The sequence below is a fragment of the Pectinatus frisingensis genome (assembly GCF_014076555.1).
Lineage (GTDB): Bacteria > Bacillota > Negativicutes > Selenomonadales > Selenomonadaceae > Pectinatus > Pectinatus frisingensis.
Genome location: NZ_CP045424.1, coordinates 362,369 through 385,807, shown reverse-complemented (window position 1 = coordinate 385,807; position 23,439 = coordinate 362,369). Strand labels below are relative to the sequence as shown.

23 protein-coding genes are annotated in these 23,439 nt (G+C 37.5%); 12 read left to right on the top strand and 11 right to left on the bottom strand.

All coding sequences use genetic code 11. The features are described 5' to 3' along the window. Positions 1–97: 97 nt before the first annotated feature. On the top strand, positions 98–886 hold the full coding sequence (gene minD / locus F8M42_RS01910; RefSeq protein ID WP_182187729.1) for a septum site-determining protein MinD: 789 nt from the start codon (positions 98–100) through the stop codon (positions 884–886). 66 nt (positions 887–952) lie between these two features. Here the strand turns inward: minD and F8M42_RS01905 are convergent, their stop codons facing one another. Continuing rightward, the gene (locus F8M42_RS01905) at positions 953–1,840 is read right to left on the bottom strand and encodes a LysR family transcriptional regulator (RefSeq protein WP_182187728.1); all 888 of its coding nucleotides are present in this window, start codon (positions 1,838–1,840) and stop codon (positions 953–955) included. A gap of 276 nt (positions 1,841–2,116) precedes the next feature. Here F8M42_RS01905 and asrA point away from each other — a divergent pair, with 276 nt between their 5' ends. From asrA to F8M42_RS01885, 4 genes are read left to right on the top strand one after another with little or no spacing between them, the layout of a single operon-like run. Beyond that, complete coding sequence (gene asrA / locus F8M42_RS01900) at positions 2,117–3,166, top strand: anaerobic sulfite reductase subunit AsrA (protein ID WP_229711395.1); 1,050 nt, start codon at positions 2,117–2,119, stop codon at positions 3,164–3,166. Beyond that, positions 3,159–3,959, top strand: coding sequence for an anaerobic sulfite reductase subunit AsrB (gene asrB, locus F8M42_RS01895; protein WP_182187726.1), 801 nt, complete (start codon positions 3,159–3,161; stop codon positions 3,957–3,959). The genes asrA and asrB overlap by 8 nt, the downstream gene beginning before the upstream one ends. An 11-nt stretch (positions 3,960–3,970) precedes the next feature. Next, complete coding sequence (gene asrC, locus F8M42_RS01890; RefSeq protein WP_182187725.1) at positions 3,971–4,996, top strand: sulfite reductase subunit C; 1,026 nt, start codon at positions 3,971–3,973, stop codon at positions 4,994–4,996. A gap of 15 nt (positions 4,997–5,011) precedes the next feature. Continuing rightward, positions 5,012–5,473 (top strand): ferritin-like domain-containing protein, encoded by a 462-nt coding sequence (locus tag F8M42_RS01885; RefSeq protein WP_182187724.1) that lies wholly within the window; start codon positions 5,012–5,014, stop codon positions 5,471–5,473. Between the two features lie 90 nt (positions 5,474–5,563). On the opposite strand, the gene truA is transcribed toward F8M42_RS01885, so the two are convergent. The 8 genes from truA to F8M42_RS01845 form a co-directional block, all read right to left on the bottom strand. After that, a complete protein-coding gene (truA, locus tag F8M42_RS01880; RefSeq protein ID WP_182188588.1) occupies positions 5,564–6,337 on the bottom strand; it encodes a tRNA pseudouridine(38-40) synthase TruA in 774 nt (257 codons plus the stop codon). Further along, positions 6,337–7,140: an energy-coupling factor transporter transmembrane component T family protein gene (locus F8M42_RS01875; protein WP_182187723.1), complete on the bottom strand. Its 804-nt coding sequence runs from the start codon at positions 7,138–7,140 to the stop codon at positions 6,337–6,339. The genes truA and F8M42_RS01875 overlap by 1 nt, the downstream gene beginning before the upstream one ends. Next, positions 7,130–7,999: an energy-coupling factor transporter ATPase gene (locus F8M42_RS01870; RefSeq protein WP_182187722.1), complete on the bottom strand. Its 870-nt coding sequence runs from the start codon at positions 7,997–7,999 to the stop codon at positions 7,130–7,132. The genes F8M42_RS01875 and F8M42_RS01870 overlap by 11 nt, the downstream gene beginning before the upstream one ends. A 363-nt stretch (positions 8,000–8,362) precedes the next feature. Further along, a complete protein-coding gene (locus F8M42_RS01865; RefSeq protein ID WP_182187721.1) occupies positions 8,363–9,880 on the bottom strand; it encodes a phosphohexomutase domain-containing protein in 1,518 nt (505 codons plus the stop codon). Positions 9,881–10,049: 169 nt separating this feature from the next. Then, positions 10,050–11,015 carry a class II fructose-1,6-bisphosphate aldolase gene (gene fba / locus F8M42_RS01860; RefSeq protein ID WP_182187720.1) on the bottom strand — a complete coding sequence of 322 codons (966 nt, stop codon included), beginning with the start codon at positions 11,013–11,015 and terminating at the stop codon, positions 10,050–10,052. A 93-nt stretch (positions 11,016–11,108) separates the two neighbouring features. Then, complete coding sequence (gene rpiB, locus F8M42_RS01855; RefSeq protein ID WP_182187719.1) at positions 11,109–11,570, bottom strand: ribose 5-phosphate isomerase B; 462 nt, start codon at positions 11,568–11,570, stop codon at positions 11,109–11,111. Positions 11,571–11,607: 37 nt separating this feature from the next. After that, positions 11,608–12,546 (bottom strand): transketolase family protein, encoded by a 939-nt coding sequence (locus F8M42_RS01850; protein WP_182187568.1) that lies wholly within the window; start codon positions 12,544–12,546, stop codon positions 11,608–11,610. Next, positions 12,543–13,373: a transketolase gene (locus F8M42_RS01845; RefSeq protein WP_182187567.1), complete on the bottom strand. Its 831-nt coding sequence runs from the start codon at positions 13,371–13,373 to the stop codon at positions 12,543–12,545. The genes F8M42_RS01850 and F8M42_RS01845 overlap by 4 nt, the downstream gene beginning before the upstream one ends. Before the next feature lie 375 nt (positions 13,374–13,748). Between F8M42_RS01845 and F8M42_RS01840 the strand changes: the two genes are divergently transcribed. Further along, on the top strand, positions 13,749–14,552 hold the full coding sequence (locus F8M42_RS01840) for a DeoR/GlpR family DNA-binding transcription regulator (protein ID WP_182187718.1): 804 nt from the start codon (positions 13,749–13,751) through the stop codon (positions 14,550–14,552). A 98-nt stretch (positions 14,553–14,650) separates the two neighbouring features. Here the strand turns inward: F8M42_RS01840 and F8M42_RS01835 are convergent, their stop codons facing one another. Then, a complete protein-coding gene (locus tag F8M42_RS01835) occupies positions 14,651–17,440 on the bottom strand; it encodes a sigma 54-interacting transcriptional regulator (protein WP_182187717.1) in 2,790 nt (929 codons plus the stop codon). Between the two features lie 282 nt (positions 17,441–17,722). On the opposite strand from F8M42_RS01835, the gene F8M42_RS01830 reads away from it, so the two are divergent. The 6 genes from F8M42_RS01830 to F8M42_RS01805 all read left to right on the top strand — a co-directional run bounded on the left by F8M42_RS01830 (position 17,723) and on the right by F8M42_RS01805 (position 22,927). After that, entirely contained in the window at positions 17,723–18,988 is a 1,266-nt protein-coding gene (locus F8M42_RS01830; RefSeq protein WP_182187716.1) for a PTS galactitol transporter subunit IIC, read from the top strand. A gap of 231 nt (positions 18,989–19,219) precedes the next feature. Beyond that, complete coding sequence (locus tag F8M42_RS01825) at positions 19,220–20,299, top strand: NAD(P)H-dependent glycerol-3-phosphate dehydrogenase (RefSeq protein WP_182187715.1); 1,080 nt, start codon at positions 19,220–19,222, stop codon at positions 20,297–20,299. Between the two features lie 55 nt (positions 20,300–20,354). Then, a complete protein-coding gene (locus F8M42_RS01820) occupies positions 20,355–20,825 on the top strand; it encodes a PTS sugar transporter subunit IIA (RefSeq protein WP_182187714.1) in 471 nt (156 codons plus the stop codon). A 28-nt stretch (positions 20,826–20,853) separates the two neighbouring features. After that, positions 20,854–21,153, top strand: a complete 300-nt coding sequence (locus F8M42_RS01815; RefSeq protein ID WP_182187713.1) for a PTS sugar transporter subunit IIB — start codon at positions 20,854–20,856, stop codon at positions 21,151–21,153. A 70-nt stretch (positions 21,154–21,223) separates the two neighbouring features. After that, positions 21,224–22,246, top strand: coding sequence for a zinc-dependent alcohol dehydrogenase (locus tag F8M42_RS01810; RefSeq protein ID WP_182187712.1), 1,023 nt, complete (start codon positions 21,224–21,226; stop codon positions 22,244–22,246). A 30-nt stretch (positions 22,247–22,276) separates the two neighbouring features. After that, positions 22,277–22,927: an L-fuculose-phosphate aldolase gene (locus F8M42_RS01805; protein WP_182187711.1), complete on the top strand. Its 651-nt coding sequence runs from the start codon at positions 22,277–22,279 to the stop codon at positions 22,925–22,927. 62 nt (positions 22,928–22,989) lie between these two features. Here F8M42_RS01805 and F8M42_RS01800 read toward each other — a convergent pair whose 3' ends face one another. Next, the gene (locus F8M42_RS01800; RefSeq protein ID WP_231035148.1) at positions 22,990–23,343 is read right to left on the bottom strand and encodes a PTS glucitol/sorbitol transporter subunit IIA; all 354 of its coding nucleotides are present in this window, start codon (positions 23,341–23,343) and stop codon (positions 22,990–22,992) included. Positions 23,344–23,439: the final 96 nt, after the last annotated feature.

The window sequence follows — 23,439 nt, the reverse complement described above, 5'->3', positions numbered from 1 at the left end:
ATTAAATTCTTTTTATAATAGTAACTGTTTAATTATACGGCTTTATCCTACGATAATATTAATTAATTATTACATGTAATAACATGGAGGAATAAAATTGGGTGAAACAATTGTCATTACATCCGGAAAAGGCGGCGTTGGCAAAACAACTGCCACTGCAAATATTGGGGCCGGACTTGCTCTTTCCGGTAAAAAAGTTGCGTTAATTGACACTGATACCGGATTGAGAAATCTCGATCTAATATTAGGTCTGGAAAATTACATCTGTTATACTCTTGTTGACGTAGCAGAAGGAAAAGTTCCTTATGAAAAAGCACTTATCCACCACCCTCAGTACTCAAATATGTATCTTCTGCCGACATCGCAAAAATACGATAAATCAGCTTTGCGCGGTGATGATCTCAGTAATCTATGCCAACAAATGCGCACCAAATTCGACTATATACTGATTGACTGTCCGGCCGGTATTGAACAAGGTTTTCAAACAGCAATTGCCGGTGCCGACAGTGCAATAATTGTCACTATGCCCGAAATGGCGGCCCTACGCGATGCCGATAAAGTGGTTGGCGAGCTAAATCGTGCTGACCTCACCGACATCAAATTAATAATAAATCGTATTCGTCCTGATATGCTGCAACGCGGGGATATGCTTGATATTGATGATATCAAGGAAATACTGGGTGTCCAGATACTCGGACAGATTCCTGATGAAGAAGCAATAATAAAATACACCAACAAGGGCCAACCAATTGTAGAAGATACAACTTCTATTGCCGGACAGGCCTATCGTGACATTGTTTCCCGACTTTGCGGCAATGTGGTACCATTTATCGACCTGACAGCAAAATCAGATTTTTTAACTAAATTCAAAAATCTTTTTCGTTAAAATCTATTATTTTTATTGTCTTACAAGAGTATCGCATCAGCTGCGGTACTTTTTTTATTATCATAATCATCGATGTAAACTGACCGCCTTAAAATATTTTTCTACAGCGGCAATATATTTACGCAGTTCCTTCGATAAATATTTATCCTTATGGTATATCACCCGGAATTCCCGCGACAAAACCTTATCCTTAATAGGAATCTGTACTATATTCGGTTCATGTATCAGTAGTGATTTAGAAACAATCGACACTCCTTGTCCCGAAGCAACAATATTGATAATAGAATCAGAGCTATGGCAAACCCATTTCTGTACAATATGGATACCACTTTCTTCAGTTAAGGAAAGTAAAAACGCCCTGGTACCGGAACCTTCTTCCCTCATTACACAATCCATATCAGCCAATTCCGCTAATTTCACTGATTTTTTTTGTGCAAAAGGATGCTTTTTACCACAAATCAGTACCATTTCATCTCGATAAATTTCTTTTTTTATTACATCTTTTGCATTAACATTACCTTCTATTATCGCAATATCAAGTTCTCCTCCGGAAATCTTCTGAATAATGTTTTGTGAATTATCGATATAGACTCGTATTTTTACATTATTATTTTCATGTTCATACTGATTTATCATATTAGCTAAAAAAAAGCTGCCTACAGTGAGCGATGCCCCCACATGTATCGTCATTTGTTCGGAAGCACGCCGCATGTAATGTTCCATTTCCTCGAAATTAGCCATTATATGCTTGGCATATTGTAAAAATTCCCGACCGGTTTCAGTTATATACAATTTACGTGAAAGCCTGTCAAACAGCTTTATATTATAATCAGATTCAATTTGTGAAATAACATGACTAACCGTCGGCTGGGAAATATACAGTTTTTTAGCAGCCAGTCCCATTTTTCCCAATTGAGCCACTGCAATAAAAATTTCTAAATCTCTAATCGTCATAAGATAGCTTATTCCTTTACTAATCTATGCAAAAAATGCTATATACTTATAATTAGTTTAGCATTTTACATCAGCATAAACAAGTTTTATAATATTAACGATATGATTTTCATAATAGTCACTCAGTTTCGATTAATTACGATCATTCTTTATAATTATATCATTTAAATTTTTAGCTGATATTTCCTTTTTCCCATAAAAGTGAAAATATTAACATGTTTCTTCTCAAAAATTTCAATGCACTATCAATTATTTATTAGAAAGGAAGCGCTTAGCTTGAAACACGCACAAACTTATCAACTAACTGTTAATGAAATGAATGAATTTCTTGAACAACTCAGTAAAAAGTACGATATCTATGCACCGGTCCGCATCTCGTGCGGCGGCAGATACGCCAAGGATGACTCCATCATTTATCAACCGATAAATACCTATCAGGAAATTGAATTTCATGAACGTTCTACTTATCCATTAAAAGAGGTACTCACTCCAATAACCCAAACATTATTTTATTTTACTGAAGATGAATTCAAAGAAAGTAAAAGCCCGCAAAAAGATGTTTTGATTTTTGGCCGGGCCTGTGATATCAATTCCATAAAAATACAGGATCAAATATATTTGCAAAATGGCGGTATTGAAGATTATTTCTATAAAAGGATACGGGACAAAATAAAATTCATCTTAATGGATTGCCCTGAGCAATTTGAAGGTTGTTTTTGCTGCAGTGTAGGAGCCAATAAAGCCGACATGCAATCATTAGCTGTCTCTGATAACAACGGCAGTGCTTATGTCGGAATCTATGACAGTGATTTTAATAATTATTTTGCCAAATACTCTGCCGTTGATCATGAAATACAAACACCATTAGAAAATGAATTGAAAGTTGATTATCCCGTCATTGACAACCTTGATTTAGCCAATAAACTCAAAGAACATCCCATGTGGAAAGAATTTGACGCTCGCTGTATTGGCTGCGGTTCCTGTACTGTATCATGCAGTACCTGCACCTGTTTTGAAACTACTGATATAGTATATACACAAAATGCCCACATTGGGGAACGCCGCCGCACTTGCTCTTCCTGTATGGTAGACGGTTTTGATAAAGTTGCCGGCGGGCAGTCTTTCCGCAAAAAACCCTCAGAAAAATATCGCTATAAAATTTTGCATAAAGTCTATGGTTATAACGCTCGTTTTCACACCGGTCCAATGTGTGTCGGCTGTGGCCGCTGCTCCGCCAGATGTCCTGAGCTAATAAGTTATCCGGCTACGCTGAATAAGCTTTCTCAAGCAATTAAAGAAATAAAAGGAGGTGTGCAGCATGACTAACAATCCTGTTAAACCAACTGCCTGCGAACTTCTTGATATCATGCCGCAAACTCAAACTGAATGGACTTTTCGTGTTAAAAATAATCTGCCGATAAAACATGGTCAATTTATGCAGCTGTCCTTGCCAAAAATTGGTGAAGCTCCAATTTCAATCAGCGGCTTTGGTGATGGTTATGTCGATTTTACTATAAGAAAGGTCGGTAAAGTAACCGATGGTTTATTTTCCCTGAAAAAAGGTGACAATATATTCATTCGCGGCTGTTATGGCAATGGCTGGCCAACAGAACAATTCAAAAATAAAACCGTTGTCATCATTGCTGGTGGAACAGGTGTTTCTCCAGTAAAAAGCCTTGTAAATATGCTATGTGAACATAGCAATTATGCTAGGGATATCTATCTCATCCTTGGTTTCAAAAATTCACACAGTATCTTATTTGCCGATGAATTAAAAAAATGGCAGACAGCATCACATTTTCATGTAATATACACTCTGGACGATGAAAACTATCCCGGTTTCAAAAAAGGCCTTGTTACTGATTTTATCAAAGAAATCCCCTTTGCCTCTTTTGATAATGAATATGAATGTATAATTGTCGGACCGCCGATTATGATGAAGTTTGTCGGAATGGGTTTACTTATGAATAAAGTTCCAGAAAAGAAAATATGGATGTCCTTTGAACGAAAAATGTCCTGCGGCATAGGTAAATGTGGTCACTGCCGCATAGATGAAACTTACGTATGCCTTGATGGCCCTGTCTTTAACTACACTATTGGCAAAAAATTAATCGATTAGGAGGAATAATTGTGGTAGAAGATTGCAATATTAAAAAACTTAGAAACAATTGCTTTCGTCAATCAAAGGTTCCAGGTGAATTCATGCTGCAGCTGCGTGTACCAGGTGCCTTAATAGATGCGAAATGGCTGGATGTAATAAAACACGTCTGCCAAACATGGGGGGATGGTACGTTCCATCTTGGTATGCGGCAGACATTAAATGCTCCCAGAATAAAAGCCAAGGATATTCCTGCTGTCAATGAATACATCCAGCCGTATCTACAGGCTGTGGAATGTGATATGTGCGACGTAAAAATGCAAACCAAAGATGGTTATCCTTATATTGCCCCACGCAATATAATGGCCTGCATCGGTGGTATTCATTGCATAAAAGGCAATGTCTACACCCAAAGATTAGCACAAAAATTAGAAAAACTCATTTACCCAAATCCCTATCACATAAAAATTTCCGTCTCCGGCTGCCCAAACGATTGCGGCAAAGGTCACTTCCAGGATTTTGGTATAATTGGCTGCACAAAACCTATCTATACAATAGATAGATGTATTGGCTGCGGTGCCTGCGTTCGAAAATGTGAAAGTGCTGCTACCCGTGTACTTTCTCTCAATGATAAAAACAAAGTAGAAAAAGACCCCTGCTGCTGTGTTGGCTGCGGTGAATGTGTTACAGCCTGCCCAACTGGTGCATGGCGGCGGCCAGCCAAAGATTTTTACAAAATAATTCTCGGTGGCAGGACTGGTAAACAATATCCACGTATGGGCAAAATGTTTGCCAACTGGTTAACCGAAGAAAGCGTATTATCAATAATGAAAAATTGGCCCAAATTTTCTGAATGGGTACTGGGTGGCAAGCCAATTTATATCCACGGCGGTCACCTGATTGACAGGGCCGGCTACCAACGTTTCAAAGATTTTATGCTCGATGGTGTTAACCTTAACCCTGAAGCCATGATCGCCGAAAATATCAACTGGGCAGAAACCGAATATCGCAGCAATATCCACGTCAAACCGCTGGACAAGCATCTATCTGTCAAATAAGAAAGGGATGATCTTATGAGTGAAATATTTCAAGTCAGTGATTTACTGAACAGTATGGTACGTTTGGAAAAAACAGGCCATGACTTCTACACAAAAATGGCCGTGGAATCAGCTGATGCAAAAATCAGCAGTTTCTTTCATTTTTTGGCCGATGAAGAAAAAAAACATGAAAAAATCTACGCCAATTTATCAAATGAATATAAAAACGGCCTGTCTATAGACGAAACACTTGATGACAATTATAAATCCTATTTAAATGTATTAATCAGACAAAATTTTGCTTTTGACAATTTAAAACAACCTACTTTAAAAGAAGCTTTAAAATTTTCTATTTCATTAGAAAAAGACACTTTACTATATATCAATGAAATTCAAACCATATTTAAAAATGAAAAGGCCGATGTTTTTTCCCGCATTAAGCGAGAAGAAGAATCCCATCTAAAAATGCTCAGTGAATATTCTCAGAAAAACTTATAAAAACAAAAAGAGCCTGTCGCATGAACAACATTGATCTCATAAAAATAGTTACGTGCGACAGTCTCTTTTTTATTTTTATCCCATCTACATTCAATAGTTTACCTGCCAGAGTACCAGTCCCTTAGCTGGTGCTGTTTTACCCGCTTTATTTCTGTCGCGTCCCCGCAATATTTCTCTAAACTGCAATGGTGATAACTTTCCATTTCCCACTTTTACCACCGTACCGACGATATTTCTAACCATATGGTACAAAAAACCGTTACCCCAAAAATGAAATATATACATGTCTTTTTCCTGATGGCAATCCGCTTCATACAACGTCCGTACCGGACTCATTCCAGGTGCCCCTCCGGCAGCCCTAAAAGCAGAAAAATCATGTTCACCAACAATATAACCAAGAGCCTCCCGCATTGGTGCCAATTGCAGTGCATACTCATAATGCCAGCTATACCGCCGCAAAAACGGATCCGGTATTTTACTATGATGCAATTTATAAATATAAGTTTTACTTTTTGCACTATGCAATGCACTAAAATCTCGTCCGACCTCTTGTGCCTCAGTGACAACTATATCATTCGGCAATAACCTGTTTGCCGCCCGTGGTATATTTTCCACAGGAATAATCCCATCAGAAAAAAAATTTACCACTTGGCCTTTAGCATGTACACCAGCGTCAGTTCTGCCAGCAGCAGCCAGTTCTATAGAATCACCAAAAATTGCCGGTAATACTTCCTCTAGTATATTTTGTACCGCTACACATCTATTTTGTCGTTGAAAGCCATGATAATTAGTACCATCATAGGCTATGGTCAATCTGATATTGCGCCGTCGCCGTTTCATCATTTCTTTATGTTCTGATTTCATCATATACCTTTTATCTTAAAAATGATCAATACAATTACTACAATAACTACCAATACTGACACAAAAAAATCCAATCGTTCCAGCTTCATCTCTTTCATTCTGGTACGTCCCTGACCACCTCTGTAACAGCGTGCTTCCATAGCTAGCGCCAGCTCATCGGCCCGGCGAAAGGCTCCGACAAAAAGTGGTATCAATATCGGCATCACGAAACTCATGCGTTTGACAATATTCCCAGATGAGAAATCAGCTCCGCGCGACTTTTGTGCTTTTATTATTTTATCGGTTTCCCCTATCAAAGTAGGAATAAAACGTAGAGCTATAGTCATCATCATCGCCAATTCGTGAGCCGGTACCCCGATAATTTTAAACGGATTCAATAAACTTTCCAAAGCATCTGTCAATACCAAAGGTGATGTCGTAAACGTCAATATAGAAGCCATTAGTATTAATACAAACAATCGTATAGTTATAAAAGTCCCCTCAAATAAACCATTCCATGTAGCTGAAAACAGCCATAACTTAACTATCGGCTCACCCGCATCGCCAAACAGATGAATAATAAAAGTGAACAAAATAATCCAAAGCATCGGCTTAAGTGATTTTAGATACATACTGATTGGTATTTTTGATATATACATGAGTATAATATTCAATAAAATAAGTACTATATAATCAGCTCGTGTATCGCATAAAAATACTGCCATAATAAATATAAACAATACTATTATCTTAACTCTGGCATCAATGCGATGCAGCAGCGAATCAGCCGGGAAAAACTGTCCAATCATTATATCATCGAGCATGCTTTTGCCTCCTGCGCCATTCGGCATAAATCGCATCAGCTGCATCATCAACGTTAAATTTATCGACAGAGATATCGAAAACCTCTGTCTTTATCCGCTCAAGCAGCTGAATCAGCTGTGGCGGTTCCAATCCGGCTTTATGCAATAAATTTACTTGCCTAAAAACATCCTTAGGGTTCCCATCAGCCAATATCTGTCCATCATTTAAAACGATCACACGCCCAGCTAATTCTAAAATATCATCCATATTGTGTGAGACCATTATAATTGTAGTTTTGCCTTCATTATATAATTTTTTTATATTTCTCAATAAACTACGTTTTGCCTGCGGATCAAGACCAGCCGTTGGTTCATCCAGAACCAGATATTTAGGTTCAAGAGCGATAATACCAGCAATAGCCACCCGACGCATTTGCCCACCGCTTAAAGAAAATGGGGATAAATCCTTGTATTGCTTATAATCAAGATCCACGAAGGCCATGGCTTTCTTTACCCGCTCAGCAATCTGTGTTTCTGATAAGCCAAAGTTCTTTGGACCAAAAGCAATATCGGCAAAAATTGTTTCTTCAAATAATTGCTGTTCCGGATATTGAAATACCATGCCAACGCTTCGCCTCGCTTTCAGTTTGGCGGATCCCTTGCTATTTACATCTATTCCATCTACAATGATCTGCCCGTATGATGGTGCAATCAAACCATTTAAATGCTGCATGAGCGTCGATTTTCCTGAACCGGTATGTCCAGCCACAGCAATAAAATTTTTTTCCGGTATTGTAAATGACACATCTTTTAAAGCAATTTTTTCATATGGAGTTTTCTTCATATAGGTATAGGTAACATTTTTTATTTCAATAGCCACTATCGTTTCACCATAATCATTATATATTATTGATACTATTTACCATTATACATCGCCGCATATTGTCAACGCAATTTTAATTATCATTTACAATAATTATTTATAAATTATTGTATCAAATTCTACTCAATATTTATAATACACTATTGAAATGCTTATACTTTTTTATCGAATAATACCGGCTCTTTCTATACTACTATGCCAGTAATTGCAACCATCACTAACATTATAATCAATTAAGCAGAATAATTTTTTTCAATCATCCACTTAATTATAACCTATAAGCTTATATAAAAAAGAAAACACTCAGGTAAACTAATACACCTCTTTTACCTGAGTGTTTTTTATGGTCAAATTATACCATTATCTGTTCAAAACATTTGTATCCAATTTATCAAATCCCTGTAAAAGCTCTTTTACCATATCCGTTATTTTTTTGCAGTCACCTGCACCATTGCCTTCCACATTCAAAGGCATTTTGGGATCATGCAGCGACTGTCGCAACAAAGCCCAGCCATTTGCATTACCTTTAAATGATAAACGGGCACCTTCATAAGAAGGGGTTACTACAGTATAACCTTTTTCTCTGGCGCGTTCTTCAAAAGTTTTAAGAACATTTTTCCCATAAGCTTTGAAATCCTCACATTTTATCGCCATACGATATTCAGCTTCTTCAAAAATCGGCTGTAATTTTTCTATAAGGCTTTCCAATGATTTATTTTCTCTTTTGGCAAGTGCTGCAGCAATCAATAGTTTAACTGCCAAATAAGCTCCATCATCCAGATAGTAATTTTCCTTAAGTGCACCATGTCCACTTGTTTCAATTGCCAATGGCGATGTTTCTCCCTTGGCATTAAGCCGCTTACATTCATTAATTACATTTTTATAACCGCGCATATAACGATGATGTTTTAAATGTAATACATTCTGTAAGAAATCAGTAAGCTTATCTGATGTCACAGAATCGGTAATAATTGTTGAATGTGGATAAGTCGGTGCCAAAATGGCAGCCATCATCGCAATAAGCGAATCACGACTGATTTCCCGTCCATCAGAAAGGACTGCCGACATTCTGTCAACATCTGTATCAAAAATAAGCCCCAAATCAGCTTTATTCCTTATTACAGCTCCTTGCAAAGCTTCCATTGCCTGCTTGTTTTCCGGATTGGGAATATGATTGGGAAAATGTCCGTCCGGTTCAAGGAACTGACTTCCCGACGTATCAGCACCAAGCTGCCCTAAAACTTTTTCCACAAAAAAACCTCCGGCCCCATTGCCCGCATCCACAACAATATGCAATCCATGCAAAGGATGATAAAAATCGGTCGAATCTATCCCCTTGCGGATTTTTTGGCAAAGGTCCTGAGCATAAATATCTATCAAATTACAACTTATAACTTTTTGAAGATCTGCTTCCAATGCCCTTATTTGCCCTGCAATTTTTAATACTTCAGTCAAATCACTTTTTTCCATGCCGCCATCAATTGTAAAAAATTTCAAACCATTACGGTTAAAAGGTAAATGACTTGCTGTTATCATGATTGAACCATCAAACTTAGTCTCATTGTACACCAACGACATAAACATAGCCGGTGTTGTTGCTAAACCACAATCGTATGCCGCAGCTCCTAATCCTAAAACAGCCTTTATGACTTGTTCTTGTAAAAAATCTGCCGACAACCTTGAATCATGCCCAACCGCGATTTTCAGTTCGGTTTCTTTTTTCCCTGTTTTATCAGCTAACCACTTAACAAATGCCCCTGTAATACGATTTGTATATTCCCTTGTCAATGTGACATTTTCACCGGCAACACCTTCTAATGCCACGCCACGAACATCACTGCCATTTTGCAGATTCATTATTACCTTATCATCCGACATATATATCCTTCCCTTCATCATATCTTTATTATAATAATAAAGACTTTCATCACTTAAATCAATATAAAAGGAGTGTAAAACCACGGCACTACAAAGTCGCATTTTACACTCCCTTCTCTGATTTAAAGGCCAGCATTATCATATGATAAACATTCTGTTTGGAAAATGATCAGGCCTTACCCGCACAGCCAAGAACATCAGTTATCTTATGCTTAACAAGTTCCTTGATATAATCTCTTGCCGGTGACAAGTACTGACGAGGATCGAAGTGATCCGGATGAGCTGTCATATGCTCACGAATTCCTGCTGTCAATGCCAATCGTAAATCGGAATCAATATTGATCTTGCACACGGCTGATTTTGCTGCTTTTCTTAACTGATCTTCCGGAATACCAACAGCATCAGCAAGATTTCCTCCGTTATCATTAATAATTTTAACATATTTAGGAATAACTGACGATGCCCCATGCAATACTATCGGAAAATTTGGCAATCGCTTTTCGACCTTTTTGAGAATATCAAAACGAAGCGGCGGCGGTACTAAGACACCGTCTTCATTTTTGGTACATTGTTCCGGTGTAAATTTAAATGCCCCATGACTTGTACCAATGGCAATTGCTAATGAATCCACACCAGTAGATTTGACAAATTCTTCTACTTCTTCCGGCTGTGTATACGATGAATCATTCGCCGCTACATTTACATCATCTTCAATACCGGCCAGTCTTCCCAATTCACCTTCTACCACAACGCCCTTCTTATGTGCATAGTCAACAACGCGTTTAGTAAGCTCCACGTTGTCTTTAAAAGTATGCTTGGAACCGTCAATCATTACAGATGTAAATCCACCGTCAATACATGCTTTGCATATTTCAAAATCTGCCCCATGATCCAAATGCAGAGCGATTGGCAGATCAGTATCCTCAATCGCTGCTTCAACCAGTTTCGTTAAATATACATGCTTGGCATACTTACGTGCTCCAGCAGATACCTGGAGTATCAATGGTGCATTTTCCTCTTTGGCAGCTTCCGTAATTCCCTGAATAATTTCCATATTATTCACATTAAAAGCCCCAATTGCATAACCACCCTGATATGCTTTTTTAAACATTTCTGTAGTAGTTACTTTTGCCATCAAACATCACTCCAAAAGTAAAATAATTTTTATCTAATACATTTTTACCCTGAACTTACTTTTATCAGCAAACCGCTCCTAAGCTTACTATTCTTATTTGGCTGCCTTTATATGTTCTTGTTCCAATTCATTTATACGGAGTACCTTAGGCTGAGATCTTGACTGTTCCGAAAATTCGCAGTCAAGCCATGTGTCCAATAAAGCTTTTGCTAATTCTGTCCCGATAACACGTTCACCCATACAGATTATCTGAGCATTATTACTCAATCTGCTGCGTTGAGCAGAGTACTGATCATGACATACAGCAGCACGAACACCAGGTACTTTGTTAGCACAGATGCACATACCAAGTCCAGTTCCGCAAACCAGAACAGCTTTTTTATATTTACCTGCAGCAACAGCATCAGCCACTTTATAGGCAACATCCGGATAAAGTACTGTTTCACCCTTTTCAGCACCAAAATCATCTACTTCATATCCTTTTGATTCCAGATGCTGTTTCAAAATCATTTTTAAATTATATGCTGCTTCATCACAGCCAATAGCTATTTTCATTATATTTTCCCCCTATAATTATAAAATAAACATTAATTCACTTTAAAAAACTGCTCACTTTATTATCAATACCTTCGGCATCAAGCCCGAATTCATGCAATAACGCTGTTGCCGGACCCGAATGTCCGAAACAGTCATTTACACCGATCCGCAGAACGGTGCTCGGACAATTTTCCGACAATACTTCGCATACCGCTCCGCCCAGTCCGCCGATCACTGAATGTTCCTCGACCGTTATGATTTTTTTTGTCTTTTCGGCGGCCTTTACAATTATTTCCTTATCGATAGGTTTAATAGTATGGATGTTTATAACTCCGACATCCAGTCCCCGCTGCGCCATCTTTTCAGCAGCTTCCAGGGATGCCCCTGTGCAAAGCCCCGTGGCAATGATCGTCGCATCGGTCCCTTCGCGCAAAGTAACACCTTTTCCCAGCTCAAATTTATAATCTGCCCTATCATTTATCACCGGAATTGCCAGCCTGCCAAACCGCATATATACCGGCCCGTCATGATCATATGCCGCTGTCACAGCTGCCCTGGCTTCTATATCATCAGACGGATTAATAATCACCATGCCCGGTATGGTGCGCATTAAGGCAATATCTTCATTGCACTGATGTGTCGCCCCATCTTCACCTACCGATATTCCGGCATGGGTCGCGCCAATTTTTACATTAAGGTGCGGGTAACCAATGGAGTTTCTCACTTGTTCAAAAGCCCGGCCGGCTGCAAACATTGCAAAAGTGCTGACAAAAGGAACCAGTCCCGTAGTCGATATTCCTGCCGCCATACCCATCATATTGGCTTCGGCAATCCCGCAGTCAATATGCCGTTCGGGATATGCCTTCTTAAAAATACCGGTTTTCGTCGCCGCTGCCAGATCCGCATCCATTACTATGATGTCATCATGTTTCTTATACAATTCCACCAGCGCATTGCCATAGCTTTCCCGTGTCGCCGTTTTTACCGTTGTCATGCTGACACCTCCCCATTTTTTTCCAGTTCCTGCATAGCTTGTTTATATTGTTCTTCATTCGGTGCTTTACCATGCCAGCCTACTGCATTTTCCATAAAGGATACGCCTTTTCCCTTAATGCTTTTGGCTATGATCGCTGTCGGCTTTCCTTTGCTGCTTTTCGCTTCTTTAAATGCTGCCCTTATCTGGTCAAAATCATGTGCATCTATATTTATAACGTGAAAATTGAAGGCCCTGAATTTTTCCCCTATCGGATAGGGTGAGCATATTTCCCTTACCGTGCCGTCTATCTGCAGGTTATTGTTATCCACCACAACTGTCAGGTTATCAAGTCCATGGCTTCCCGCAAACATCGACGCTTCCCAGACCTGCCCTTCCTGCAGCTCTCCATCTCCCAGCATCGCATAAACCCGGAAGCTTTTATTTTGTACCTTGGCCGATAGTGCCATTCCTACCGCAGCCGAGATCCCCTGTCCCAATGACCCCGTTGACATATCAACACCCGGCGTATGTTTCATGTCCGGATGTCCCTGCAGGTATGAATCAATGTGGCGCAATGTCTTCAGATCTTTCGCCGGAATATATCCTTTTAACGCCAGAACCGAATACAATGCCGGGGCTGCATGCCCTTTTGATAACACAAATCTATCGCGGTTTTCATCATGCGGAGCTTTACTGTCTACATTCATTTCCTCAAAATACAGATATGACAATATATCTGCTGCCGATAATGAACCGCCTGGATGTCCTGATTTTGCATTGAATGTCGCTGTTATTATATTTTTGCGCAATTCATTCGCAACCTTTTTTAAATCTGAATTATCCATTTAGAACCTCCCTAAAAATTAGCAGTAATTAAACAAAGTAAACTTACTTTATTTGCTATAATATTACAAATTTGTCGAAAGCATTTATGTTTTATTATCGTTTAACTTTGTTTATATATGTTATCTTTTATTTATTTTTTATTATAGCAAATTTTTTTTTTATTTCAAGGATTTTTTTACTTATTTTTTTACTTATTTTTATGTTTTGCCTATTTCTTCTTCTTTTACACTCGCATTCTTTTATTTATTTTTTTATTTTGTTGTTAAACACACAAAATAATTGTCAAATTTTCCCACATACTATATAATATTAATATCATTGTAGAGTACTTAACTTTATCTTTGACGAATCTTAATCTAGGGAGGTTTTGTGCTATGTTTGCTATAGAGCGACAGAATATCATACTAGAGCATATAAAAGGACATGGTAAAATAACAACACAGCAAATATGTGATAAATTCAACGTATCTGCTACAACGGCAAGAAATGATATGAAAGAACTAGAGGCAAAAAATCTTATAGTAAGGGCTCATGGCGGCGCAACTTTAGCAGATACCCAGTTAAGAGTTCCTGATGCCAATCATATTTTTTCAATTGACAATAATGACAGTTACAGTTTCGTATCCAGAGAAAAAAAGTGTATAGAAGAAAAGGACTACATAGCAAAAAAAGCCCTTTCCTACATTACCGAAAGAGGTTCCATTTATTTGGACTCAGGGACTACAGCATTGGTTATCGCCCAAAAGCTTGCTGCTTTACAAAAAAATCTGATTGTGGTAACCCACGGCCTGCATATAATGTCCACTTTAGTGACCAATCCATATATCACAGTCATATTCGTAGGCGGTATCGTAGGTAAAGATGCAGCCTATATTGAAGGAACGCTCGGCGCCGGCATTTTTGATAATTTAAACATAGACCTCGCATTTGTATCAGGATATGGTATGACAATAAAATCCGGAATTACTGACTTTAATCCGTATGAAGTGGAACTTAAACGTGTCGTTATTAAACATTCCCATAAAATAATTGCCCTTATTGATTCTTCCAAATTTGATGTAGTATCCACAGCCAGTTTTTGTCCTACAGATAAAATTGACACAATAATTACCGATTCTAAAGTCTCCTCCGATATTCTTCAGGAATATCAATCTCAAAATATAAATATTGTTTATTAAAAACACCATAAAGTAAAGCCTCTGTTTACCGGATCTACATTCGGCAAACAGAGGCTTTACTTTATGTTTAATTTATATAATCACAGTAAAAAATATTATTACATATGCGTAGTAATTATTTTTACTATATATGCTATTTCGGCGTCACTCACTTTTATATTATAATCTTCTTCAATCGGTCTTAATGCCTTGTGGATATTCACAAATAATTCCTTATTAATAACGTAAAACTTATCAAGATCATCAAAAGTAATATTTATTTTCCCCACACATCTGTCCAATGCACATCCAATATGAATTATTAAATCCAACGTAAGATTTTTATTATGTGGAGAATAATTAATTACATCAATAAAATCACGTATTTTGAAAATAGCATGACGAGGATTAACAAATTTTACATATTTTTCTAAAAGTTCCTTTGCCGTTTCGTAGATGGTTGGTATCTGCGTTGTTTTAGGTAAAGATACCGGTCCTTCCATGCTGCCATCAAGCAAATGGAAAAATACTTGTTGTACCTGTTCTGAAACCAATTGATTTATCGGGAAAAAAGGAATTGGCAGCATAGGATCGATATTACCGACGGCAGCTACCATATTATATTTTTTACTTAATAACTCATAATTTTTCCTGACATTTACATAATCCACTGTAAAAACTTTTATTGAGTTCGCATAATATTTATCCAATAATTCGTCCAGCATATTTTTTACTATTACACTGCTGCCTTTTCCTGTGGTACATACGGCCAGCACAGCCAATGATTTTCGTTTGACCGGTTCGTTTTCCTGCTGTTTTTTTTGACTTTCTTTTATATATATATCATCTATATCGCCCACATCATAAAGCACATGACGAAGTACACCAAGGGCCAATGGCGTTGATACAGCTCCGATCAATTTTACTTTTATTCCGGTATCTGCTGTCAACCTTTTATCAAAGGTAAGCAGCGACCCCATGTCTACTAATAAGATTACACCTTTACCCTTATTCACAGTCAAAACCATTGCTTTCAATTTTCTATATGTCTCATCAACGCTTTGATACAAAGGCATATCAATTGCCTTCATCAGATCAGTGTTGAGTAATGCATTGCAGGTATCAGCCATACTCATCGCTGTAGATTCTCCATGACAGACTACGATAACCCCAATTTTACTGGTATCTGCTTCTATTTTACTGTGGCAAAGAAGTAGCGCCAAGAACCCTTTTTCACTTTCAGGCACGATTATTCCAAATTTGTCAGTTAACAATTTTACCATTTCTCCAGCTGCTTCAAATTCGTCGGGATGCTTTGCTTTTATCTTAAATAAATGCCTATTATCATCATCTGCTAACTTTTGCCCACTGCGTTTAAGAAGCGCCTGAATATGTAATGACAATCCAAATAAAAAATAATTATTAAAATTTACGTTTAATTTTCTTCTGGCGTACTCTATAAACTGGATCGTAGTATCAACTACCTCTTTAGACACCAATTTATAGAGGTTTGTTATATTAGAACGTGAATTAGAAAAATATTTATTCACTCCGCCTAAATATGTATCTATTTCATTCTTCAGCATATCATTTATATTTTCAATAGTCGTTCCCTGTTCTTTTAGTTTATTTAATTTTCCCACTATAACATCATAAATATTATTTTCCACCTCAGCAAAAGTAATTTTGGAATCTTCCTCCGGTGAAATCTCGATGTCTTCAGAAAACATATCAAGATAGCAGGTAACAGCCTTATCCATTTTTGCATAATTAAACAAAACAGTCCGTATGTCTTTATTCAACATTTGATAATTTATATATATTGTCTGGTTATTCTGCAAATATTCTAAAAAAGCTGTAGCACATAATAATCTTATTTCCGAACGTAATTGTCCTATATTTCCCACACTAAATTCATATAAAGCCAACGCTTTTAAAACTTCCGGAGCTATTTTTACCGGATGTTTCAAATTTATAGCTTCATATTTAAAAAAATATTCTATTATTTCTATTTTTTCTGCTATTGGTTTATCTCTATAGTTAGGCAAAATAATATTGACCGGAATGCGCCGCATAAATGTATTTAAAAGTGCAGTAGCCGAATTTTCCGTTGTGGCTGCAATAATCAAAATGCTGCTTTTCCTTTTCCGGCTGTCACCCAAACGATTGTACTCCCCCTTATCCATTAAATAGAAAAGCATTTCTTGCCCATCCGGAGGCAGCCTATGTATTTCATCAAGAAATAGCACTCCACCATCCGCCTTTTCAACCAAACCTGATTTATCATGATCAGCCCCTGTAAATGCATTTTTGCTGTGCCCAAATAATTGCGACAATAATAATTGCGGATTATTAAAATAATCTGCACAATTAAACGTCACAAATGGATAATTATTCGCGTTTTTATTATTTACCAACATTCCATATGCATGCATAGCCTGGGCAAAAGTAGTCTTACCAACACCGCTGTCTCCCAGCAGCAATGTATGAAGTCCTTTAGGAGGATAAACAATTGCAGCTTTAGCCTGTCTTACCTGATAAAGCAAACTACTATCATATCCCAGAAGGCATGCAAATGGATCTTGGCTGTTTAACCGCTCATCAATTACTTTTTCCTGTAGTTCCTGTAATGTATAAATATTTTTAAATGGTATGTTATATTGTTCATACAGCCGAGAAATAATTTTATATGGTAAAAAAGTGACCGGACGGCTGTTTATTTTTACCAGTGTGCCCTTTTTACACAAATTATTTAATATTCCACTGGCATTATTCCTTAATATTCCCAGTTGTTTTTGAATATCAATAGCTTGGATTCCCGGACTGGTTCCGTTTTTTATTTTTTCTACAACATCTCCAAAAATACATTTTTCATTAATAAATTTATTTACCATATCTGCTTGTTGCATTTTATTTTCCCCCAGGCAATATTATATCTGTTAATTCTGTTAATTTGTTAAAAAATATTTTTTCAAAATTTTATACACTATTTTATAATAATTCTATACACAATATTTTGTAAAAGTTTAGTGTATAGAATTATTATAACACTTTTGGCATATCCTACTCATAATAGCTATACACTAACTTGGCACGCAATATGCTTATATTATTAAACGTGCGCACTAAATAGTCAAATATGTAAATAACACAATTTAAAAATTTAATCATCAAAAGGAGCGTAATAACATATGGATACTGTAACGAACGCCATCCAGTTCATTTTAAATCTGGGACCTACTGCAATGATGCCAATTATAATAACTATATTAGGATTGATTTTACGCCAAAAATTTTCACAGGCAATTCGTTCCGGATTAACTGTCGGGATGGGATTTGCCGGTATTTTTCTGGTAATAGGACTTTTTTCACAAAATCTTTCACCGGCTGCTAAAGCCATGGTTGATAATTTTGGTTTGCATCTTGATGTTCTCGATGTTGGCTGGCCTGTCCATGCAGCCATTAGTTTCGGGACTCCTATAGTCCCTGTAGTTTTTATTCTCGGTATTTTAATAAATCTTGTTATGCTTGCTTTCAATTGGACCAAAACAATGGATATAGATCTTTGGAACTACTGGCACTTTATCTTTGCCGGCGGCTTGGTAATGTATTTGACCAACAGTCCGGTACTCGGTATTATTGCCTCATGTATCACAATAGTAATAATTCTAAAGCTGGCTGACTATACACAACCGTATTTAGAGAATTTTTTTGGTATGCCGGGAATTTCACTACCGCATACCGAAGATGTAGGTTGGGCACCTATTTGCATATTCTTAAATAAAGTCATCGATAAAATTCCTGTAATTAACAAAATCGATATAGATGCTGCTATTATTGAAAAGCGATTCGGCGTAATCGGTGAACCTATGTTCATAGGTTTAATTTTAGGAGGATTCATCGGTTTTTTAGCCGGTTATGATGCTAAAGGTGTAATTCAACTAGGTATCAATATGGCCGCCGTCATGTTTTTATTACCGCGTATGTCAAAAATTTTAATGGAAGGTTTAATGCCTCTATCTGACAGCGCCCGTGATTTTTTAAGTAAGCGGTTTCCCGGAAAAGAAGTGTTCATTGGCTTGGATTCGGCTGTCGTTGTCGGTCATCCTTCTGTTATGGCCGTATGTTTATTAATGATCCCTATAACATTACTCTTAGCCGCTATATTGCCTGGCAACAGAATACTGCCATTTACCGATTTAGCCGGTCTGTGTTTTTGCCTGCTTTGGGCAGTTGGTGCCTCACGCGGCAATGTATTCCGTGGTCTGATAATAAGTACTATCTTAATGGTCGCCATCCTTTATATTGCAACAGATATTGCCCCAGTAAGCACAACAATGGCTAAAGCTGTCGGTTTCCCGTTCCCAGAGGGAACACTTGCCGTATCTTCGCTTGACGGTGGTTCCCATTTTGTCCCTTACATTATTTATAAGATTGTAGAGTTTTTCTTTCATTAATTTGAATTAAAAAATATCGAGGTGATTTTGTGTTTTTCATACAAACAATGCGAATGATGGCAGGTCCTTATCTATGTAACTTAATGGATATTTATTATGCCCATCAGGATATTTTAAATCTTATAGTCTTTATACTCGGAACTATATGGATTGTCTATAAACGGTTTTATAAAAATTCTATAGTTGCAGATAAATAATAAACGACTACATTTGAAATAAGGAGTCTTTTACATGGCAAAAATAACAATAATCGGTGCAGGCGCTATGGGAAGTGCCTTCACAAGACCGGCTGCCGATAACGGTAATGATGTCCGCTTATGGGGAACCAAGCTTGATACTGCAATAATTGATGCTGTAAAAATGGGTAAAAATCATCCCAAACATAATTATCCATTGCCCAAAACAGTAAAAAGTTTTTATCATCAGCAGCTTGCGCAAGCACTCGATGGCACGGATATCATCGTAATGGCAATAACTTCCGATGCACTCGGTGATGTATTTGAAACAATTGTTCCATTAATTAAACCAGGGACAACAGTGGTCAGTGTAACAAAAGGGTTTAATTACAATAAAGGAGGGAAAATTTCTTTACCTCCGGAAATTTTAATGGAAAGACTGCCCGATAAATTAAAAAACAAGGTTGATTTTGTCTTCGTCGCCGGTCCCTGTAAAGCAGTAGAAGTGTTATGGGGTACTCCAACAGCTGTGACTTATGCCAGTAAAAACATCGAAACCGCACAACGTATACGTCAAATAATGCAAACTGATATTTATAATATTGATGTCACTGATGATGTGGCCGGTACAGAAATATGCGCTGCCATGAAAAACGCTTATTGCGTCGGTCTGGGCATGGCAGAAGGGTTTCCTAAACAAAAAAACAATTTTCTTCACAAAAACACCAAAGGTGCACTGTTTATTTATGCTGTATCTGAAATGGGATCATTATCAAAGGCCTTAGGCGGCACATACGGTCCAGTATTGGGATTGCCAGGAATAGGTGATCTGGAATTGACCGGTGAAGCCGGACGTAATCGTACATTGGGAGAAGTCATTGGCGGCGGTCTGTCTTCCAGCCAGGCTATTGCCCAAATGAAAGAAAATGATATTACTGTTGAAGGTTACCCTGCAATAAAATTCGGTTATCTTTTAATGAAAGAACTTGTAGAACAAAAAAAACTGTCATATCTGCCTTTTCTTTGTGCCTTATATAAAATACTTTACCAAAATGCTCCAAGCTATCAAACGATAAAAGAACTAATCACACAATGTACCTCACAAAATATCAACAACAAAAAATTCAATAAATAACAAAGAGGTGATTATTGTTTATTCATTTATCGGAACAAATGAATAAATAGTAAATATGAAAAAAACATTTCAATTCGATATGGCTGTCAACAAAATCCAATTTGAAGCAGACACCGCCGAAAAAGCACTAACAAAATTAAGCCTTAATCTTTATAAATACGGTTATGTTAAATCCAGTTATACTGATGCTATACTTAACAGGGAAAAAATTTTCCCTACCGGTTTAGCTTTTTCTAACTATGGCGTAGCGTTGCCGCACACTGATTGCTGTCATGTAAACAAACCTATGATAGCTGTTGGTGTACTAAAAACACCTGTCATTTTCCATAATATGGGTGACGCCAATCAAAATGTCTCAGTAAAAATTATATTCATGCTGGCAATGAACAACAGTAAAAATCAACTGCAACTATTATCAAGTTTTATGGAAAATTTGCAAGATACAGCTTTATTGGAAAATATTGTTCATGCTAAAACGCCAGAAAGACTCACTCAGATTATGTCGGAAAAAATGACAATATACTAATTTTTATAAAATCGAGGAGATAATTACCATGAAATACAGAATTCTGACTATTTGTGGTTCAGGGATAGCCACTTCAACAGTAGCTGCTGAAAAATGCCGTAAAATGTTGTCCCAAAGAGGGCTGGATGTAGATGTTCTTGAATGCAATGCTACCGATATTGCCGCTAAGCTTGCTACTTTTCGACCGCATATCGTTGTTCCAACAACTACTATTTCAGATTCGATGCTGGGTGGTGTAAAAAGATTTCCCGGACTTCCATTTATTACTGGGATTGGTACCGACAAAGTAGTTGATGATATTGCCGCTTATCTAAAAAGCATAAGCTGACATTTTTCAGTAACCATTTATTATAAATTTCCCGTTCATTCTAAAAATTATTAATTGTGAGGTAATAATAATGAAAACTGCGCAATACTATGCTCCTGAAGATGTAAGAATAGAAAACAAACCTATACCCATACCTCAAAAAGGTGAAATCGTCATTCACAACAAAATTGCACTGACTTGTGGCACAGATGTAAAAATGTACATGCGGGGTTATCCATTATTTACACCACCCCATCCTTTTGGTCACGAAGCTGCCGGTATCGTTGACAGCGTGGGTACAGGTGTCGTCTCTTTTAAACCGGGAGATCGGGTAGTCGCTCACAATTCAGCTCCCTGCAATAATTGTTATTATTGTAAACAGGGACAGCAGTCCATGTGTGAAAATCTCACCTTCAACTTTGGTGCTTTCAGTGAATACCAGCTTATTCCTGCACCTATTGTAAAGCAAAACGTATTCCACATTCCAAATGCCGTCGATTTCCGTGATGCCACCCTGACCGAGCCATTTTCTTGTGCAGTATATGGTATTTCTGAAATTGGTATAGAAACAGGAGACACCGTAATAGTCAATGGTACAGGTCCAATAGGCTTAATGTTTATCCGTTTGGCATGCTTACGCGGTGCCCGAGTAATTGCTACTGATTTATCAGAAATTCGTCTCGCCCTTGCACAAAAATTAGGAGCCAGTGTAACTATAAATGCTAATCAGGATAATATTATAAATAAAGTAAAGCACTATACTGATGATCAGCGCGGCGGTGACGTTGTCATAGAAGCTGTCGGATTACCTGACACATGGAAATCAAGTATAAATATGGCCCGCAAGGGCGGTCGTGTTCTTTTATTTGGCGGTACCAAATCAGGCAGTACTATGGAACTGGATACTACGATGCTGCATTATTCTCAGCTTACTATAAAAGGCGTCTTTCACACTACTCCCAAATACGTACAAAGAGCTTTTAATTTAATAAAAAATGGCGTAATAAGCTCTAAAGATTTCGTCAATGAAGAATATCACATAGAACAAATACAAGATGCAATTTTATCGCATAAAAGTGGTAAAGTAATCAAAAACTGCATTGTCTTTGATTAGACCAATCATTAAAGTAAGGAGTGATTTATTATGGTACTCGAAAAAGAACGCCAAGCCGTTGTCAAATATTGCCGCAAGCTTATTGAATCCGGCCTGACAAAGGGTACTGGCGGTAATATAAGTATTTTTAACCGTGAGCAAAAACTGTTTGCAATAAGTCCAAGCGGTATGGATTATTATAATATGGAAAAAGATGACATTGTCGTTATGGATTTAGATAATAACATCATCGATGGTACCAAGAAACCATCAAGTGAAGTTCTGCTGCATAGTATCTTTTACAAAAAACGACAAGACGTCAGTGCCGTCATCCACGCTCATTCACTGTACTGCACTGTTCTTGCTACGATCAGAGAAAAATTGCCGGCTTCCAGCTATCTCATTGCCTTAGCCGGGAAAGATGTTCCTTGTGCCGATTATGCCACTTTCGGAACTGAACAATTAGCCGAATTTACCTTTAATGCCATGACTGGCAGAAAAGCTGTTATTATGTCTAACCATGGATTATTAACCGGCGGCAATAATATATCACAGGCCTTCGACATTGCCGAACAAATAGAATTCTGCGCTCAAGTATATGTAACAGCACGCTCTATTGGTAAACCGGTTATTTTAGATGACAAAGAAATAGCTTTGATTTTAAAAAAGTTTGCTGTTTATGGTCAGAATTCTCAGGATTAAAAATAAGGGAGCCACTGCATATCGCAGTAGTTCCCTTATTATAATTTTTCTTGTACAACCTGTTATTCAATAGAAATAATATCACCTATGACCGGCTCAGGCAGTCCATCACCCTTTAAATTAATTTGTCCCGGTAATTCTACCTCAGGATTATCAATAAATTTTAAAGTACAATGCCCCAATGTTTTTAATGTATGCTGTGCTTCGTCACCCACGGCTGCAACCACATAAGTTTTACTGCCGATCTTAACACGATCGCCAACGGCTACCGGTTCTTTAAGTTCACCTTTAGTATGCATATAGCAAACTTCCGCCAGTGCCTCCATTTCACATTGTTCAAATATGATCATATCACCGGCTGTTAAAAGATCATTTGCCATAGGTCCGATGTTAGTTATTTCTACTTTGTATTTCAAACTGCTCACTCCTAAGATCATCATTACCTTTTTCTATTATTATAACATTAAATCTGTACAAAATTTTATCTATTGGATATTTTATATCTCCAAATA

Bases quoted from the DNA above. Each gene is read 5' to 3' on its own strand.
- F8M42_RS01905 (WP_182187728.1), bottom strand. From the start codon at position 1,840: ATGACGATTAGAGATTTAGAAATTTTTATTGCAGTGGCTCAATTGGGA.
- asrB (WP_182187726.1), top strand. From the start codon at position 3,159: ATGACTAACAATCCTGTTAAACCAACTGCCTGCGAACTTCTTGATATC.
- F8M42_RS01885 (WP_182187724.1), top strand. From the start codon at position 5,012: ATGAGTGAAATATTTCAAGTCAGTGATTTACTGAACAGTATGGTACGT.
- truA (WP_182188588.1), bottom strand. From the start codon at position 6,337: ATGAAATCAGAACATAAAGAAATGATGAAACGGCGACGGCGCAATATC.
- F8M42_RS01875 (WP_182187723.1), bottom strand. From the start codon at position 7,140: ATGCTCGATGATATAATGATTGGACAGTTTTTCCCGGCTGATTCGCTG.
- F8M42_RS01865 (WP_182187721.1), bottom strand. From the start codon at position 9,880: ATGTCGGATGATAAGGTAATAATGAATCTGCAAAATGGCAGTGATGTT.
- fba (WP_182187720.1), bottom strand. From the start codon at position 11,015: ATGGCAAAAGTAACTACTACAGAAATGTTTAAAAAAGCATATCAGGGT.
- rpiB (WP_182187719.1), bottom strand. From the start codon at position 11,570: ATGAAAATAGCTATTGGCTGTGATGAAGCAGCATATAATTTAAAAATG.
- F8M42_RS01850 (WP_182187568.1), bottom strand. From the start codon at position 12,546: ATGACAACGGTAAAAACGGCGACACGGGAAAGCTATGGCAATGCGCTG.
- F8M42_RS01845 (WP_182187567.1), bottom strand. From the start codon at position 13,373: ATGGATAATTCAGATTTAAAAAAGGTTGCGAATGAATTGCGCAAAAAT.
- F8M42_RS01840 (WP_182187718.1), top strand. From the start codon at position 13,749: ATGTTTGCTATAGAGCGACAGAATATCATACTAGAGCATATAAAAGGA.
- F8M42_RS01835 (WP_182187717.1), bottom strand. From the start codon at position 17,440: ATGCAACAAGCAGATATGGTAAATAAATTTATTAATGAAAAATGTATT.
- F8M42_RS01830 (WP_182187716.1), top strand. From the start codon at position 17,723: ATGGATACTGTAACGAACGCCATCCAGTTCATTTTAAATCTGGGACCT.
- F8M42_RS01825 (WP_182187715.1), top strand. From the start codon at position 19,220: ATGGCAAAAATAACAATAATCGGTGCAGGCGCTATGGGAAGTGCCTTC.
- F8M42_RS01820 (WP_182187714.1), top strand. From the start codon at position 20,355: ATGAAAAAAACATTTCAATTCGATATGGCTGTCAACAAAATCCAATTT.
- F8M42_RS01815 (WP_182187713.1), top strand. From the start codon at position 20,854: ATGAAATACAGAATTCTGACTATTTGTGGTTCAGGGATAGCCACTTCA.
- F8M42_RS01810 (WP_182187712.1), top strand. From the start codon at position 21,224: ATGAAAACTGCGCAATACTATGCTCCTGAAGATGTAAGAATAGAAAAC.
- F8M42_RS01805 (WP_182187711.1), top strand. From the start codon at position 22,277: ATGGTACTCGAAAAAGAACGCCAAGCCGTTGTCAAATATTGCCGCAAG.